The organism is Pseudonocardia halophobica (genome assembly GCF_027922425.1).
In the GTDB taxonomy this organism is placed as follows: domain Bacteria; phylum Actinomycetota; class Actinomycetes; order Mycobacteriales; family Pseudonocardiaceae; genus Pseudonocardia; species Pseudonocardia halophobica.
This window is the reverse complement of the sequence record NZ_BSFQ01000010.1, coordinates 89031-103223: the sequence shown is the minus strand read 5'-3', so window position 1 is coordinate 103223 and position 14193 is coordinate 89031. Positions and strand designations below refer to the sequence as shown.

The 14193-nt window shown below is 73.6% G+C and carries 14 protein-coding genes; 5 read left to right on the top strand and 9 right to left on the bottom strand.

Annotated elements, in window-relative coordinates; genetic code table 11:
• The first annotated feature begins 154 nt into the window (after positions 1-154).
• A complete protein-coding gene (secG, locus tag PKE99_RS14380; protein ID WP_037038713.1) occupies positions 155-391 on the top strand; it encodes a preprotein translocase subunit SecG in 237 nt (78 codons plus the stop codon).
• 63 nt (positions 392-454) lie between these two features.
• The gene (locus PKE99_RS14375) at positions 455-796 is read left to right on the top strand and encodes an RNA polymerase-binding protein RbpA (RefSeq protein WP_037039243.1); all 342 of its coding nucleotides are present in this window, start codon (positions 455-457) and stop codon (positions 794-796) included.
• Between the two features lie 75 nt (positions 797-871).
• Here PKE99_RS14375 and PKE99_RS14370 read toward each other — a convergent pair whose 3' ends face one another.
• Together PKE99_RS14370 and PKE99_RS14365 are read right to left on the bottom strand one after the other, a co-directional pair.
• Positions 872-4120, bottom strand: a complete 3249-nt coding sequence (locus PKE99_RS14370; RefSeq protein WP_051736489.1) for a bifunctional cytochrome P450/NADPH--P450 reductase — start codon at positions 4118-4120, stop codon at positions 872-874.
• The gene (locus PKE99_RS14365) at positions 4110-4847 is read right to left on the bottom strand and encodes a hypothetical protein (RefSeq protein WP_051736490.1); all 738 of its coding nucleotides are present in this window, start codon (positions 4845-4847) and stop codon (positions 4110-4112) included. The genes PKE99_RS14370 and PKE99_RS14365 overlap by 11 nt, the downstream gene beginning before the upstream one ends.
• Before the next feature lie 233 nt (positions 4848-5080).
• Between PKE99_RS14365 and PKE99_RS14360 the strand changes: the two genes are divergently transcribed.
• Positions 5081-6340 (top strand): TrpB-like pyridoxal phosphate-dependent enzyme, encoded by a 1260-nt coding sequence (locus PKE99_RS14360; RefSeq protein ID WP_037038715.1) that lies wholly within the window; start codon positions 5081-5083, stop codon positions 6338-6340.
• Positions 6341-6405: 65 nt separating this feature from the next.
• Positions 6406-7530 carry a lysylphosphatidylglycerol synthase transmembrane domain-containing protein gene (locus PKE99_RS14355; RefSeq protein WP_037038717.1) on the top strand — a complete coding sequence of 375 codons (1125 nt, stop codon included), beginning with the start codon at positions 6406-6408 and terminating at the stop codon, positions 7528-7530.
• Positions 7531-7536: 6 nt separating this feature from the next.
• Here PKE99_RS14355 and PKE99_RS14350 read toward each other — a convergent pair whose 3' ends face one another.
• From PKE99_RS14350 to PKE99_RS14340, 3 genes are all read right to left on the bottom strand, one after another.
• Positions 7537-7986, bottom strand: a complete 450-nt coding sequence (locus PKE99_RS14350) for a rhodanese-like domain-containing protein (protein WP_037038719.1) — start codon at positions 7984-7986, stop codon at positions 7537-7539.
• 81 nt (positions 7987-8067) lie between these two features.
• Entirely contained in the window at positions 8068-9291 is a 1224-nt protein-coding gene (gene purT, locus PKE99_RS14345) for a formate-dependent phosphoribosylglycinamide formyltransferase (protein ID WP_037038721.1), read from the bottom strand.
• Between the two features lie 41 nt (positions 9292-9332).
• On the bottom strand, positions 9333-9821 hold the full coding sequence (locus PKE99_RS14340) for a VOC family protein (protein ID WP_037038723.1): 489 nt from the start codon (positions 9819-9821) through the stop codon (positions 9333-9335).
• 119 nt (positions 9822-9940) lie between these two features.
• On the opposite strand from PKE99_RS14340, the gene PKE99_RS14335 reads away from it, so the two are divergent.
• Positions 9941-10438, top strand: a complete 498-nt coding sequence (locus tag PKE99_RS14335) for an Lrp/AsnC family transcriptional regulator (RefSeq protein WP_051736491.1) — start codon at positions 9941-9943, stop codon at positions 10436-10438.
• A gap of 64 nt (positions 10439-10502) precedes the next feature.
• Here the strand turns inward: PKE99_RS14335 and PKE99_RS14330 are convergent, their stop codons facing one another.
• The 4 genes from PKE99_RS14330 to zwf are packed head-to-tail and all read right to left on the bottom strand — an operon-like array spanning position 10503 to position 14180.
• The gene (locus PKE99_RS14330; protein ID WP_037038725.1) at positions 10503-10877 is read right to left on the bottom strand and encodes a PIN domain-containing protein; all 375 of its coding nucleotides are present in this window, start codon (positions 10875-10877) and stop codon (positions 10503-10505) included.
• Positions 10878-10886: 9 nt separating this feature from the next.
• Entirely contained in the window at positions 10887-11666 is a 780-nt protein-coding gene (pgl, locus tag PKE99_RS14325; protein ID WP_037038728.1) for a 6-phosphogluconolactonase, read from the bottom strand.
• Positions 11663-12607 (bottom strand): glucose-6-phosphate dehydrogenase assembly protein OpcA, encoded by a 945-nt coding sequence (opcA, locus tag PKE99_RS14320; RefSeq protein ID WP_037038730.1) that lies wholly within the window; start codon positions 12605-12607, stop codon positions 11663-11665. The genes pgl and opcA overlap by 4 nt, the downstream gene beginning before the upstream one ends.
• Before the next feature lie 10 nt (positions 12608-12617).
• Positions 12618-14180 (bottom strand): glucose-6-phosphate dehydrogenase, encoded by a 1563-nt coding sequence (zwf, locus tag PKE99_RS14315; RefSeq protein WP_051736492.1) that lies wholly within the window; start codon positions 14178-14180, stop codon positions 12618-12620.
• Positions 14181-14193: the final 13 nt, after the last annotated feature.

Below are 14193 nucleotides of genomic sequence, written 5' to 3'. Positions count from 1 at the left end.
CGGCCGTTGGACGGTCGGTGGGGTGCGGTCGGCGGTCCGGTAACGGAGCGCCTGTTCCCGGCGACCCACGGAACACGGCCCGGGGCGAGCGGGCGAGCGGCGCCGGTTACAGTGGACACCCCTGCCGGGCTTCGAGAGGGCGGATGAGAACGGGATGATCCTGGCGCTCCAGATCGTGCTGATCGTGTCCAGCGTCGTGCTGGTGCTGCTGATCCTGCTGCACCGCGGACGCGGAGGCGGGCTGTCGAGCCTCTTCGGCGGCGGTGTGCAGTCGAGCCTCTCGGGGTCGAGTGTCGTCGAGAAGAACCTGGACCGGCTGACGCTGTTCACCGCGGCGATCTGGCTGGTCGCCATCATCGGGACCGGCCTGCTGGTCAAGGTCGGGGCCTGACCGAACGCCCTGCAGTCACGCCCTGCACCACAGCGGCGTCGAGCGGAGGAGAGCACCATGGCGATGTCCGGCGGCAACGCGATCCGAGGTACCCGGGTCGGGGCCGGCCCGATGGGGGAGTCGGAGCGGGGTGAGACCGCCCCGCGCGCCCGGATCCCGTACTTCTGTGCCAACGGCCACGAGACGCGGCCGTCGTTCGCGGCCGAGGCGGAGATCCCGGAGTTCTGGGACTGCCCGCGCTGCGGCCTCCCGGCCGGTCGCGAGCAGACCTCGCCGCCCGCCGCGCCGCGCAACGAGCCGTACAAGACGCACCTCGCGTACGTGAAGGAGCGCCGCTCGGACGAGGACGGCGCCGCCATCCTCGAGGAGGCCCTCGCGCGGCTGCGCGCCTCGCGCGAGCTCTGACCTGCAGCGAGACACCAGCAGTGACCCGCCACCGGCCCCGCTTCCCGCGGGGCCGGCGGCGTTCTCGGCGACGGCTCAGCCGGTGCCGCTGCCCCAGATGTCCTCCAGGAACCGGTCGGCGGCGCGCAACCCGGCCAGCCACGCGTCGGCGTCGGCCTCGGACGCGCCCGTCCGGTCCCGGAACACCTGCCGCAGCGCCGCCCGCACCCCGGGGGCGATGGTCGAGGCGTTGCCGCACACGAAGACCGCGGCCCCCTGCTGGAGCAGCCCCCACACCTCGTCGGCGTGCTCGAGCATCGACTCCTGCACGTACTGCCGGGGCGCCCCGGCGTAGCGCGAGTACGCCGGGACGACGTGGACGAGGCCCTGCTCCTCGAGCCCGCGCAGCTCGTCGGCGTAGAGCTCGTCGGTCTCGGGACTGCGGCAGCCGAAGAACAGCAGCGAGCGGCCGACGGTCCGCCCCTCCGCCGCGTCGGCGGCCCGGTCCTGCAGGAACCCCCGGAACGGCGCGAGCCCGGTCCCCGCCCCGATCATGATCATCGGGGTGCTGGGGTCGGCCGGCGGGCGGAAGGCGATCGTCGGCTTGCGGACGAACACGAACGCCGTGCCCTGCTCCGGCAGCGCCGACAGGTGTCCGGAGCAGGTGCCCTGGTACACCCCTGACCCCGAGCGGGCGGGCCCGCGGACCACGCCGACGGTGATGCTGCAGTCGTCGTGGCCCGCCCGCGGCGACGACGAGATCGAGTAGTACCGCGGCCGCAGCGGGGGCATGAGGTCGAGGAACTCCGCGAAGGGCAGGTCGCACGCCGGGAACGCCTCGAGCAGGTCGAGCACCGAGCGGTAGGGCTCGGCCACCCCCGCGCGGTACCCGTCGCCGGCGAGCGCCTCGAGCTCGGCCCTCGTGGCGGGGTCCTCGGTGTACCGGGCGAGCGTCTCGACGTCGCCGCGGGTCGCCACGTCCTGCAGCTCCACGCAGGTGGCCAGCACCCCGAGCAGCGGGGCGGGTTCGTCGACCGGCAGATGGGTCGGCGCCGTGCCCGTCGGGATGATCGTGAGGTACTGGGCGCCGTCGAGGCCGAAGTGCGTGATCACGCGGCGGATCGGGTCGATGCCGTTGCGCGGCAGCACGCCGAGGTGGTCGCCGGCCCCATAGGTGACGCCCTCGGGCAGGGCGATCTCCACGTGCCGGGTCGAGCGCTCCGGCGGCTTGCCGTTCGACCCGAGGATCATCTCGCGGTTGACGGTGATCCGGCCCGGCCGCGCGTGGTACGAGAGCACCACCGGGTTGGTGACCTGCCGGTTCGTGAGCGTGACCGTCAGCCGCGGGCCCTGCCGCAGCTCCGCGCCCACCTCGTCCGGCAGGCCGAGCGCGCCGGCCAGGTCGGCCCACAGGCCCGCGTGCCAGTCGCGGTAGGCCGCGTCGAAGTCGCCGCTCGCGTCGCCGCCGGCGCGCGGGTGGACCCGCCGGCCGCCCGCCGCGGTCAGCCCGTCGTCGAGCCGGGTCGGGACGGCCTGGTAGGTGCCGGCCCACTCGCTGTCGCCGCAGCCGAAGACCGCGAAGGCCGTGCCGGGCACGCGGGCGTCGGGTCCGGCGAGCCAGTCGCAGAACTTCGCCGCATTGTCCGGCGGGGTGCCGTTGTACGACGAGCTGACGACGATCGCCGCACCCTTCTCCGGCAGCGCGCCGACGTGGTCGTCGAGCGGGCCGAGGGTCACGTCGAACCCGCGCGCGGTGCCCTCGCCGGCGAGCGTGGTCGCCAGCGCCTCCGCGGTACCGAGGTTGGACCCGAACAGCACGGCGAGCGGCGTGCCGTGCCGCCCGACCAGTGGCTCCGGTGCCGCGGCGGGCACGGCCTCGCGCACCGTGCCGGTGCCCGCGCCGTCCGTGGCCGGCGCCGCGCGGAGGGTGCGGCCGGTCCGCGGGCGCACGACGATCCGGAAGTCGTCCGGCTTGACGGTCAGCGTGGTCTTCGTGTGGAGCTGGTAGTCGAGCTGGTCCTCGAGCTCGAACCGCTGCAGCAGCATGCCGAGCACGAGCGTGGCCTCCTGCAGCGCGAACTGCCGGCCGATGCAGGCGCGCTGCCCGGTGCCGAACGGCTTGTAGGCGTGCGGCGGGAGGGCCGCGATCCTGTCCGCGGCCATCCGGTCGGGGTCGAAGCGCTCCGGGTCGTCCCAGACCGAGGTGTCCCGGTGCAGCGCGCCCGCCAGCACGGTGATCGGCGTGTCCGCCGGGATCGCGTAGCGGCCGCCGATGACCGTGTCCTCGCGCGGCCGGCGGGTGAAGCCGGGCGCGGTCGGCCACAGCCGCAGCGTCTCGTCGAGCACCTGGCGGACGTACCGGAGCCGGCCGATCTGCTCGAAGGTCGGCGCGGCGTCGTCGCCGAGGATCTCGTCGACCTCGTCGCGGGCCCGCCGCGCCGCCTCCGGGTTCTTGAGCAGCTCGTAGATCGCGAAGGACAGCAGACCGGAGGTGGTCTCGTGGCCGGCGATGAGGAAGGTGATGCACTGCGCGCGGATGTTCTCGTCCGGCAGCGACTCGCCGTCGCGGGTCCGGCCGACGAGCATGCGGCCGAGCAGGTCGGTGTCGTCGGCGGCCTCGCCCTGGGCCCGGCGGTCGCGCACCAGACCGTCGACGAGGTCGCTCATGAAGGTCGCGTCCTCCTCGAGCTGCCGTTGCGCGCGGACCCGCAGACGGGTCTGGATGGGCAGCTGCCGCTGCCGGCCCTGCGCCTCCGTGAGCACCCGGGTCATGGCCTGCACGAAGGGGTGCGGGGTGTCGCGGTAGAAGGAGTTGAACCGGTAGCCGAACCCGCAGAGCGCGATGGTGTCGAGGGTCAGCCGGGTCATGTCGGCCGGGACGTCGACCTCCTCGCCGGGGTTGAGCCGGGCCCATTTCTCCATGAGCTGCTCGGCGATGTCGACCATCCGGGGCACGTAGTCCCGCATCGCGCGCATCGAGAAGGGCGCCATGAGGATCTCGTGCGCCCGGTGCCAGAGCGGGTCGCCGGTGCGGGAGGTGAACAGCCCGTTCCCGATCGGTCCCTCGCTGAGCTGGGCCAGCCCGCCGCCCAACGCCTTGTCGAACCGGCTGTCGTCGAACACCTCCTGGGCGAGCGCGGCGCCGGAGAGGATCAGCCGCGACCCGCCCGGCATGCTGATCCGGTAGATCGGGCCGTACTCCTTCGCCATCCGCGCGAACCCGTCGAGCGGGGCCACGCTGTCGATGTCGAGCAGGTTGCCGAGCAGGGGCAGCGGGTGCGGGCCGGGCAGGTCGTCGATCCCGATGATCCCGCCCGTCCCCGCGCTGCCGGTCTCACTGCTCATCCTGGTCCTCCTTCGTGGGGCCGTCCTCCCGCCCCGGGCGGCGCACCAGCAGCAGGACGCTCAGCACGAGCACCCAGCCCGGGAACACCAGCAGGACCGAGGGATGGAACGTGGTACTGACCAGCAGGAACGCCGCGGCCAGGTAGGAGACGACGGCGAGCGGCCGGGGGAGCGCGCGACCCAGCCCGGTCGTCGTCGTGATCATGAACATGCCGGCTGCGCGGACGCCGTAGACGAAGACCATGGTGAAACCGACCGTCATCAGGGTGCGGACGACGTCGGGCGGCGGGGGCGCGGCGGACGAGAAGCGGGTGAGCAGGGCGGCGCCGCCGGCGGTGGCGGTGCCGGCGAAGAGCAGGGCCACGAAGAGGACGCCCGACGCCAGGTGCAGCCAGTGCGGGATGCGCGCCCACGATCGCGGCGCCATGACCTGCAGGTACGTCCGGGTCGCGGCCATGTGCCAGAGGAACGCGATCCCGGTGAAGGGCACCACGTAGAGGCCGACGGAGACGAGCAGCGAGTCGCGGCCCGTGGTGAAGAAGGCGGTGTAGGCGTCGTCCGGGGCGTCGAGGCCGGGGCCCTGCGACACCAGCACGAGCGCGACGACGAACAGCGCGGCGAACACGATCCCCGAGCCGCCGGCGGCGCGGGCGAGGGCGGTGGCCTCGGCGCGGTCCGGCCGGGCCACGGGAGCGGTGGGCGGGTCGGGACGGACCGGTGCCGGCATGGAGCCTCCCGCGGCGGCGCCGCCGCGGCCCCGGCCGGGCAGGGCGCCCGGCCGGCCGCCGCGACCGCGCGGCCGTGCTGTGCGGGCGATGCTCGTGACGCCGCCGCGGACCGGTCAAGGACCACAGGTCCCGTTCCGTCCGGGCGGAGCCGGCCGGACGTGCGTACGCAGGTGCCGGCGGAGCAGTCGGTGGGCCCTTCCTCGCCGGCCCGGTGATCGCTAGCCTGCGCGCCATGAGTCGCTGGACGCTGCCGCCCGACCGGATCCCGAGCGCCTGGTTCAACGTGGCGCCGCACCTGCCGGAGCCGGTGGACCCGCCGCTGCACCCGGCCACCCGCGAGCCCGTCGGTCCCGAGGACCTGGCGCCGCTGTTCCCGATGGAGCTCATCGGGCAGGAGGTGTCGACCGCGCCGTGGATCGACGTCCCCGGTGAGGTCCTGGACATCCTGAAGCTGTGGCGCCCCACCCCGCTGGTCAGGGCCGAACGGCTGGAGAGGGCGCTCGGCACGCCCGCCCGGATCTACTTCAAGGACGAGTCCGGCTCGCCGTCGGGCAGCCACAAGACCAACACCGCCGTGCCCCAGGCGTTCTACAACGCCAAGGAGGGCATCACCCGCCTCACCACGGAGACCGGGGCGGGGCAGTGGGGCACCGCGCTGTCCTACGCGGCCGCGCAGTACGGCCTGGAGCTGCAGGTCTACATGGTCCGCGCCTCGTACGAGCAGAAGCCGTACCGCCGGATCGCGATGGAGACCTGGGGCGGCTCGGTGGTCCCGTCCCCGGTCGACGAGCCCGGCCACCCCGGCTCGCTCGGCTCCGCGATCTCGGACGCCGTGCGGGACTGCGTGGGCCGCGAGGACACGCACTACGCGCTGGGCTCGGTGCTGAACCACGTGCTGCTGCACCAGACCGTGATCGGGCTCGAGGCCAAGGAGCAGCTGGAGCTGGCGGGCGAGCGGCTGCCGGACGTCGTCCTCGCGTCCTGCGGCGGCGGGTCCAACCTGGGTGGGATCGCGTTCCCGTTCGTGCCGGACGAGGGCGTGCGGCTGCTCGCCGTCGAGCCGCTGTCCTGCCCGACCCTGACCCGGGGCCGGTTCGAGTACGACTTCGGCGACGTCGCCGGGCTGACCCCGCTGATGCCCATGTACACCCTCGGGCACGACTTCGTGCCGCCGTCCATCCATGCGGGCGGACTGCGCTACCACGGCGACTCGCCGCTGGTGTCGTCCCTGGTCAAGGCGGGTCGGATGGAGGCGGTGGCCTACCCGCAGGGCAAGGTTTTCGAGGCGGCGGTGCAGTTCGCCCGGGTCGAGGGCAAGATCCCGGCGCCGGAGTGCGCGCACGCGGTCCGGGCCGCGATCGACGAGGCGTTGGCCGCCAAGGAGACGGGGGAGGAGAAGGTGATCCTCTTCAACTACAGCGGCCACGGCTTCCTCGACCTGTCGGCCTACGACGACCACAACAACGGCCGGCTGCCGGAGGAGCAGGGCTGAGACCCGGTCGCCCGCCCGGGCCCGGGGGCTAGCCTGGGTCGGAGGCGGAGCACCGGGGAGGGTCGATGGCGGCACCACGCCTGCGTTCGGCCCTGACGTGGCCGCTGCGGCACCTCAAGACGGTGCTGCACTGGATCCTGGTGGCGGCCGCGCTCGGCTACATCGCGTGGCAGCTGCCGGAGATGGCGCGCGCCGTCCGCGAGGCGGACGAGCCGCTGTCGCACCTGCGTCCGGGCTGGCTCGGGCTCGCGGTGGCGCTCGCGGTGGCCGCACTCATGCTCTACGGCGAGCTGCACCGCGTGATGCTCGTGATCGGCGGGGCGCGGGTGTCGGGCCGCACGGTCCAGGCCATCACCTTCGCCGAGAACGCCATCGCCAACACGGTCCCGGTCGTGGGCGGGGCCGGTGCGCTCGCGTACTCCATCGCCCGGCTTCGCAGCCGGGGCGTGGACGCGGCCCTGGCCTCGTGGTCGGTGTTCCTGCCCGGCGCCCTGTCCACGATCGTCCTGCTGGTCGGCGCCGTGTTCATCGTCGGCTCCGCCGGCTGGATGCCGATGTGGCTGGCCCTGATGGTCGCGGCCGCCATCGCCGTCGGGACGATGGGGTTCTGGTCGGTGCTCACGCACGCCTCGGTGCTGCACCGGATCCTGCTCGGCCTGGTGCACCTGTGGCGCCGGGTGCCCGGCGTGTGCCACGACTGCCGCGGCGGCTGGGCGTCGGACCCGGAGGCCACCGCGAACCGGCTGACCGAGCGCATCAACATCCTGCACCCGACGCCCTGGCAGTGGTTGCTGCTCGCCGGCACCGCCCTGGCCAGCTGGGCCGCGGACTTCCTGGCCCTGCACGCCTGCGCCACCGCCCTCGGGCTCGACGCCCGGTGGACGACCCTCGCGCTGGGGTTCCTCGTCGTCCAGCTCAGCATCGCGCTGCAGGTGCTCCCCGGCGGTGCCGGCCTGGCTGAGACCGGGCTGCTCGGCGTGCTGCTCGCCTCGGGTGCCCCGGCCGCGCCCGCCGCCGCGACCGTGCTGGTCTACCGGCTGATCACGTGGCTGGGGCTGTCGGTGGCCGGCTGGATCGTCTACGCCGCGCAGATCCACCTCACGCCGCCGCACTGGCACCGCCACCGCGCCGCGGAGGGCACCTCGGACGGGGAGCGGGAGCTGCCGCCGGGCACCGTGCCCAGCACCTGACGCCGCTCAGCAGCCGCAGGGCGTGGTCAGCGGATCCGGCTCGTTCTCCCGTACACCCTCGATGGTCTCGACGGCGAAGCCCTCGCGGATCCAGTACTCGATCCCGCCCAGCATCTCCTTGACCCGGAAGCCCGCGCGGGCCAGCTCCAGCGCGCCGCGGGTCGCGCCGTCGCAGCCCGGTCCCCAGCAGTACGTGACCACGGGGACCGCCGGATCGAGGTCGCCGGGGAGCGCTGCGTGCGGGTGGTGCACCGCGCCGGGCACGTGCCTCTGGTCCCACGCTGCGCGGCTGCGGGTGTCCACGAGCACGAAGCCGGGCTCCGGTCCGCCGAGGGCGGCGTGCACGTCGGAGACGTCGGTGAAGAAGGTCAGCCGGGCCGCGAAGTGGGCCGCCGCCTCGGCGGGGGACCCGGGCGGGACGGCCAGGACGGGCGAGACCGGAGCGGAGATCGTCATGCCCCGGACGCTAGGCAGATGCGGCGGCCTCGGGAAGAGAGAATCCACGGTGCATGTAGGTCGTCGCCGTGGATTCCCCGGTTACTCGGTGACGACGCGGACGAGTCCGGCGGCCTCCTTCGCCCGCTCGCGGGCCGTCTCGACGTCGTCGGCCGCGGCGACCGCCACACCCATCCGACGCTTCACGAAGCTCTCGGGCTTACCGAAGAGGCGGAGGTCCGAGCCCGGTACGGCCAGCGCCGCGTCGACGCCCTCGAACCCGACGGCCTTGGCGTCGACCCCGCCGTAGATCACCGCCGAGGCGCCGGGGGAGCGGAGGGTGACGTCGACCGGCAGGCCCAGTACGGCGCGGGCGTGCAGCTCGAACTCCGAGAGCCGCTGGGTCGCCAGCGTGACCAGCCCGGTGTCGTGCGGACGCGGCGAGACCTCGGAGAACAGCACGTCGTCGCCGCGCACGAACAGCTCGACCCCGAAGATGCCGCGGCCGCCGAGGGCCTCGGTGATCCGGCCGGAGACGTCCCGGGCCGCCGCAGCCGCAGCTTCGGACATGGGCTGCGGCTGCCACGACTCGACGTAGTCCCCGTCCTCCTGCACGTGTCCGATCGGCGCGCAGAAGTGGGTGCCGGTGGTGTGGTCGGGGCCGACCGCCCGCACCGTGAGCTGGGTGATCTCGTAGTCGAAGTCGACGAAGCCCTCGACGATGACCCGCGTCCCGGCGACCCGGCCGCCGGCCATCGCGTACTGCCACGCCGGCTCGAGGTCCGCCGCCGAGCGCAGCACGGACTGCCCCTTGCCCGACGACGACATCACCGGCTTCAGCACGCACGGGTAGCCGATCCCGCCCCCGGCGCCGCCCTCGATCGCGTCACGGACCTCGTCGAGCGAGTCGGCGAAGGCGTACGGCGAGGTGGGCAGGCCGAGCTCCTCGGCGGCCAGCCGGCGGATCCCCTCGCGGTCCATCGTCAACCGGGTGGCGCGGGCGGTCGGGACGACCGTGGCCGTGCCGGCCTCCTCGACGGCCAGCAGCGCGCTGGTGGCGATCGCCTCGATCTCGGGGATGACGTAGTGCGGCTGCTCCTGCTCGATCAGCGCCGTGAGCGCGACCGGGTCGGTCATGTCGATCGCGTGGGCGCGGTGTGCGACCTGGTGACCGGGCGCGTCGGGATACCGGTCGACCGCCACGACCTCGACGCCGAGCCGCTGGAAGGCGATCACGACCTCCTTCCCGAGCTCGCCGGAGCCGAGCAGCATGACGCGGGTGGCGGAGGGGGCGAGCGGGGTGCCGATACGCACGGGGCCGGTCATGCGACCAGCTTAGGTTCCGTGTGGATCGACACCCCCGCCGCTCAGGCGTCGGCCGTCTCGCCGAGGTGGGCCTTGCGCATCGCCTCGACGTCCGGCTTGCCGAACTGGGACAGCATGGCCTGCATCGTGCGGTTGGCCGCCGCCGTGTCGGGGTCCTTCATCCACTCCTCGGCCTCGAGCGACACGACCTGCCACGACACCCCGAACTTGTCCTTCAGCCACCCGCAGGGCTGGGGCTCGCCGCCCTCGATCAGCGCCTCCCAGTAGTGGTCGATCTCCTCGGTGGTCTCGCACGGCACCACGAACGAGATCGCCTCGGTGTGCGGGAACTGCGGGCCGCCGTTGAGCCCGGCGAACTCCCGCCCGTCGAGGGTGAAGTACACGATCATGACCTCGCCGGCGGGCCCGGGCGCGCCCTCCGGGTAGCGCTGGATCTCGGTGATCTCCGAGTTCGGGAACACGGAGGTGTAGAACTCCGCGGCCTGCTGCGCCTGGCCGTCGAACCACAGGCAGGTGGCGATCTGCTTCATCGGGGACTCCTCGTGCTCGGCTCGTGCGGTTCCTGCTCGGTTGCAGGGGAGACGGCACGAACCGGACGAACTCATCGGTGGGGAGCGGGGGCCGCGGATTCGACGGCTAGAGTGCCGTCATGCCCGCGGATTCCCTGGACGACACGGACTGGCGCCTGCTGGAAGCACTCCAGCGGGACGGGCGGGCGAGCTACGCCGACCTGGGCCGGCTGGTCGGGCTCTCGCCCAGCGCGGTCACCGAGCGGGTGCGCCGGCTCGAGGAGAGCGGGGTGATCACCGGCTACGGCTGCGAGGTCGACCCCGAGAAGCTCGGTCTGCCGATCATGGCGCTGGTCCGGCTGCGCTACCCGAGCGGCAACTACACGCCCTTCCGGGACCTGCTCGCCACCACGCCTGAGATCATCGAGGCGCACCACGTCACCGGCGAGGACTGCTTCGTGCTCACCGTCCGGACCCGCACGATGCGGCACCTGGAGGAGGTCACGGGCCGGATCGCCGGGCTCGGCGGGGTGACCACCAGCGTCGTCTACTCGAGCCCGCTGCCGCGCCGCTCCGTCGTCGCCGGCGCGGTGCACGCCCGCGCCGCCGCGGCCGCCCGCTCCACCCGCGCCCGCTGACCCCGCCCCGGAACTGGACGAACGGCACCGTCGTGCGCGAGGTCCGCACGAGAGTGCCGCTCGTTCACAGGAGGGCGAGGAGGGCGCGGGGCTTCACCGTGCTGGCGCCGACCGCGTGGAGGAGTCGCGTGAGCTCGCGGTCCGCGGTCACCACGCACACGTCCTCGTCCCGTTCGCCGAGGTCGTGGGCGAGCTCGACCATCGCCGAGTCGCCGTCCCGCGGGGCGAGCAGCACGTCGAGGTCGTCGGGCACGTCGGCGCGTTTGGCCGCCCCCTCCAGCACCAGCAGAACCCGGTCGCCGAGCCCGGCCAGCGCCCCCGATCGCCGGGCCTCGGCGAGCTGCGCGGCGAGCCGGCCCGCCGCGCCCGCCCGGTCCCGCCACCAGCCGTCCGGGCGGGCGCCGACCACGTTGGCGCCGTCGACGATCAGGTGCCGCACGGATCGCCGCTACGGGTTGCGCAGGTCCGACGGCAGCTTCGACGCGGCCGCGCGGTCGAGCAGCCAGCGGGTGCGCAGCCGGCCGCGGGCACCCGCGACCGGGATCGCGACCTCACCCGCCCCGCCGAGCGCCATGCTCACGGCCGCGGCCTTCTCCTCGCCGGCCGTGACGATCCAGACCTCCTGGGAGGTGCGGATGGCCGGGAGCGACAGCGAGACGCGGGTCGGCGGCGGCTTGGGGCAGTTGTAGACCGGCACCACGGTCCGCTCGGTCTCGTAGACCGCCGGCGACTCGGGAAAGACCGAGGCCGTGTGCCCCTCGCCCCCCATGCCGAGCAGCGTGATCTCGAACGCGGGCACGTCCCCGTGGTCCTCGGGCCGCGCCTTGCGGGCCAGCAGGTCGGCGTACTCCGCGGCCGCCTCGTCCGCCCCCGACGGACCGGTGCCCACGTCCGCGCCCATCGGGTAGACCAGCGACGGGTCGACGTCGACGTGGTCGAGCAGCGCCTCGCGGGCCTGGGTCTCGTTCCGCTCGGGGTCGCCGGCGGGCAGGAAGCGCTCGTCGCCCCAGTAGAACTCCACGCGCGACCAGTCCACCGCGGCCCGGGCCGGCGAGTCCCGGATGTGCGCGAGGAGCTTGATGCCCACCCCGCCGCCGGTCAGCACCAGGCGCGGGATGTTCCCCGTGGCCTGCAGGTCGACGAGCCGGGTGACCAGCCGCGCCGCCGTGGCGGCGGCCAGCACGTCGGCGTCGGAGTGGAGGGCGATCTCGGGAGCGCCGCCGCTCACACCTTCACCGCCGTCCGGCCGCGGGAGATGTTGTCGACGCCGGCGAGGGCCTCGCCGTAGGTGTCGTCCGGGTCGAGCCGGCGCAGCTCCTCGGCGAGGCAGTCCGGCACGCCGCGGCGGGCCAGCGCGATCATCCGGTCCGGCTGGCCGGGCTGCGACAGCGTGGCCGTCTTGCCGTCCGGCCGGATCAGCTCGACCGCACCCGACGCCCGGCTGAGCCGGACCAGCGACATGCCCTGGCCGCGCGAGGCGGGGGAGCGCTTGACCTTCACCCCGAGCCGGGTGACCAGCCAGCCCGCGAGCAGGTCGGTCGACGGCGAGACCTGCTCGCCGGCCACCAGCGCGCCGGTGACCTCGTCGTGCGGCGGGAAGTCGAGCGCCGCCGCAAGCAGCGCGCGCCACTGGGTGAGCCGGGTCCAGGTGAGGTCGGTGTCGCCGGCGACGTGGTGCGCCCGGCGCTGCTCGAACGCCTTGATCGGGTTCTTCGACGACAGCGCGTCGGTGATCCGGCGCTGGGCGAGCTGGCCGATGGGGTCCTCGGCCGGGACGGCCGGGGCCTCCTCCGGCCACCAGGCGACGACCGGGGCGTCGGGCAGCAGCAGCGGCATCACCATGCCGGCGCCGGCCTCACCCCCGGCCAACGCGCCGTAGCCGCGCAGCACGATCACCTCGCTGGCGCCGGCGTCCCCACCGACCCGGATCTGCGCGTCCAGCCGGGCCGCGGCCTTGCGCTGGCCGCGCGCCAGGACGATCACCCGGCAGGGGTGCTCGCGGCTCGCGGTGTTGGCGGCCTCGATGGCGCTCTCGATCGCGGCCCCGTCGTCCGTGACGACGACGAGGGTGAGCACGCGGCCGAGGGCGAGCACGCCGCCGCGCTCGCGCAGCTCGACCAGCTTCTTGTTCACCGCCGAGGTGTTGCTCGACGGCAGGTCGACGATCATCCGGGGCTCCTTACGGCCGGCGCCAGCTGCGGCCGGTACGGGCGAGCATCTCGTTGGCCTGCTCCGGGCCCCAGCTGCCGGCGGGGTACGGCGGTGGGCCCTCGGGCAGCGCGTGCCAGTGGTCGATGACCGGGTCGAGGATCTCCCAGGACCGCTCGACCTCGTCGTTCACCGGGAACAGCGAGGGCTCGCCGAGCAGCACGTCGAGGATCAGCCGCTCGTAGGCCTCGGGGGAGGCCTCGGTGAACGCGGTGCCGTAGCCGAAGTCCATGGTGACGTCCCGGACCTCCATCTGGCTGCCCGGCACCTTCGACCCGAACCGCATGGTGACGCCCTCGTCCGGCTGCACCCGGATGACCAGCGCGTTCTGCCCGAGCTCCTCCGTCATCGTGGAGTCGAACGGCAGGTGCGGCGCCCGCTTGAACACGACGGCGATCTCGGTGACCCGGCGACCGAGGCGCTTGCCGGTGCGCAGGTAGAAGGGGACGCCCGCCCAGCGCCGGGTCTCGATCTCGCAGGTGATCGCGGCGAAGGTCTCGGTGGTGGAGTTCGGGTCGTAGCCCTCCTCCTCCTTGAGCCCGCGGACCAGCTCACCGCCCTGCCAGCCGCCGCTGTACTGCCCGCGGGCGGTGGTCTCGTCGAGCGGCTGGACCAGCTTCGTCGCCCGCAGCACCTTGATCTTCTCGCCGCGCAGCTCGTCGGAGGAGAAGGAGGTCGGCTCCTCCATCGCCGTGAAGGCGAGCAGCTGCAGCAGGTGGTTCTGGATGACGTCCCGAGCGGCGCCGATGCCGTCGTAGTACCCCGCGCGCCCGCCCAGGCCGATGTCCTCGGCCATCGTGATCTGCACGTGGTCGACGTAGTTGCTGTTCCAGATGGGCTCGAACAGCTGGTTGGCGAAGCGCAGCGCCAGGACGTTCTGCACCGTCTCCTTCCCGAGGTAGTGGTCGATCCGGAAGACCGAGTCCTCGGGGAAGACGTCGTTGACGATCGCGTTGAGCTCCTTGGCCGACTGCAGGTCGTGGCCGAAGGGCTTCTCGATGACGACGCGGCGCCACTGGTCGGCGTCCTGCGCGGACAGGCCCGACCGCGCCAGCTGCTTGCACACCACCGGGAAGGCCGACGGCGGGATCGACAGGTAGAAGGCGTGGTTGCCGCCGGTGCCGCGGACCCGGTCGAGATCGCGCACGGTCTGCTCGAGCCGGTCGAACGCGTCGTCGTCGTCGAAGGTGCCCTGCACGAAGCGGAAGCCCTCCGCGAGCCGGTCCCACACCTCCTGCCGGAACGGCGTGCGCGCGTGCTGCTTCACGGCCTCGTACACGACCTGGCCGAAGTCCTGCGCGTCCCAGTCCCGGCGGGCGAAGCCGGTGAGCGCGAAGCCCGGCGGCAGCAGCCCGCGGTTGGCGAGGTCGTAGATGGCCGGCATCAGCTTCTTGCGCGACAGGTCACCGGTCACACCGAAGATCACGAGCCCGCACGGGCCCGCGATGCGGGGGAGCCGCTTGTCGCGGGGGTCCCGCAGCGGATTCACCCAGTGCGCGGTCGTCGCGGGGATGCCCTTGGTCCCGCTGGTCATGACACGCTCCGTC

Coding starts and splice junctions, on each gene's coding strand:
- PKE99_RS14340 (WP_037038723.1), bottom strand. CDS start 9,821: ATGAAGCAGATCGCCACCTGCCTGTGGTTCGACGGCCAGGCGCAGCAG.
- opcA (WP_037038730.1), bottom strand. CDS start 12,607: ATGATCGTCGACCTGCCGTCGAGCAACACCTCGGCGGTGAACAAGAAG.
- zwf (WP_051736492.1), bottom strand. CDS start 14,180: ATGACCAGCGGGACCAAGGGCATCCCCGCGACGACCGCGCACTGGGTG.
- PKE99_RS14360 (WP_037038715.1), top strand. CDS start 5,081: ATGAGTCGCTGGACGCTGCCGCCCGACCGGATCCCGAGCGCCTGGTTC.
- PKE99_RS14365 (WP_051736490.1), bottom strand. CDS start 4,847: ATGCCGGCACCGGTCCGTCCCGACCCGCCCACCGCTCCCGTGGCCCGG.
- PKE99_RS14375 (WP_037039243.1), top strand. CDS start 455: ATGTCCGGCGGCAACGCGATCCGAGGTACCCGGGTCGGGGCCGGCCCG.
- secG (WP_037038713.1), top strand. CDS start 155: ATGATCCTGGCGCTCCAGATCGTGCTGATCGTGTCCAGCGTCGTGCTG.
- PKE99_RS14335 (WP_051736491.1), top strand. CDS start 9,941: ATGCCCGCGGATTCCCTGGACGACACGGACTGGCGCCTGCTGGAAGCA.
- PKE99_RS14355 (WP_037038717.1), top strand. CDS start 6,406: ATGGCGGCACCACGCCTGCGTTCGGCCCTGACGTGGCCGCTGCGGCAC.
- PKE99_RS14350 (WP_037038719.1), bottom strand. CDS start 7,986: ATGACGATCTCCGCTCCGGTCTCGCCCGTCCTGGCCGTCCCGCCCGGG.
- purT (WP_037038721.1), bottom strand. CDS start 9,291: ATGACCGGCCCCGTGCGTATCGGCACCCCGCTCGCCCCCTCCGCCACC.
- PKE99_RS14370 (WP_051736489.1), bottom strand. CDS start 4,120: ATGAGCAGTGAGACCGGCAGCGCGGGGACGGGCGGGATCATCGGGATC.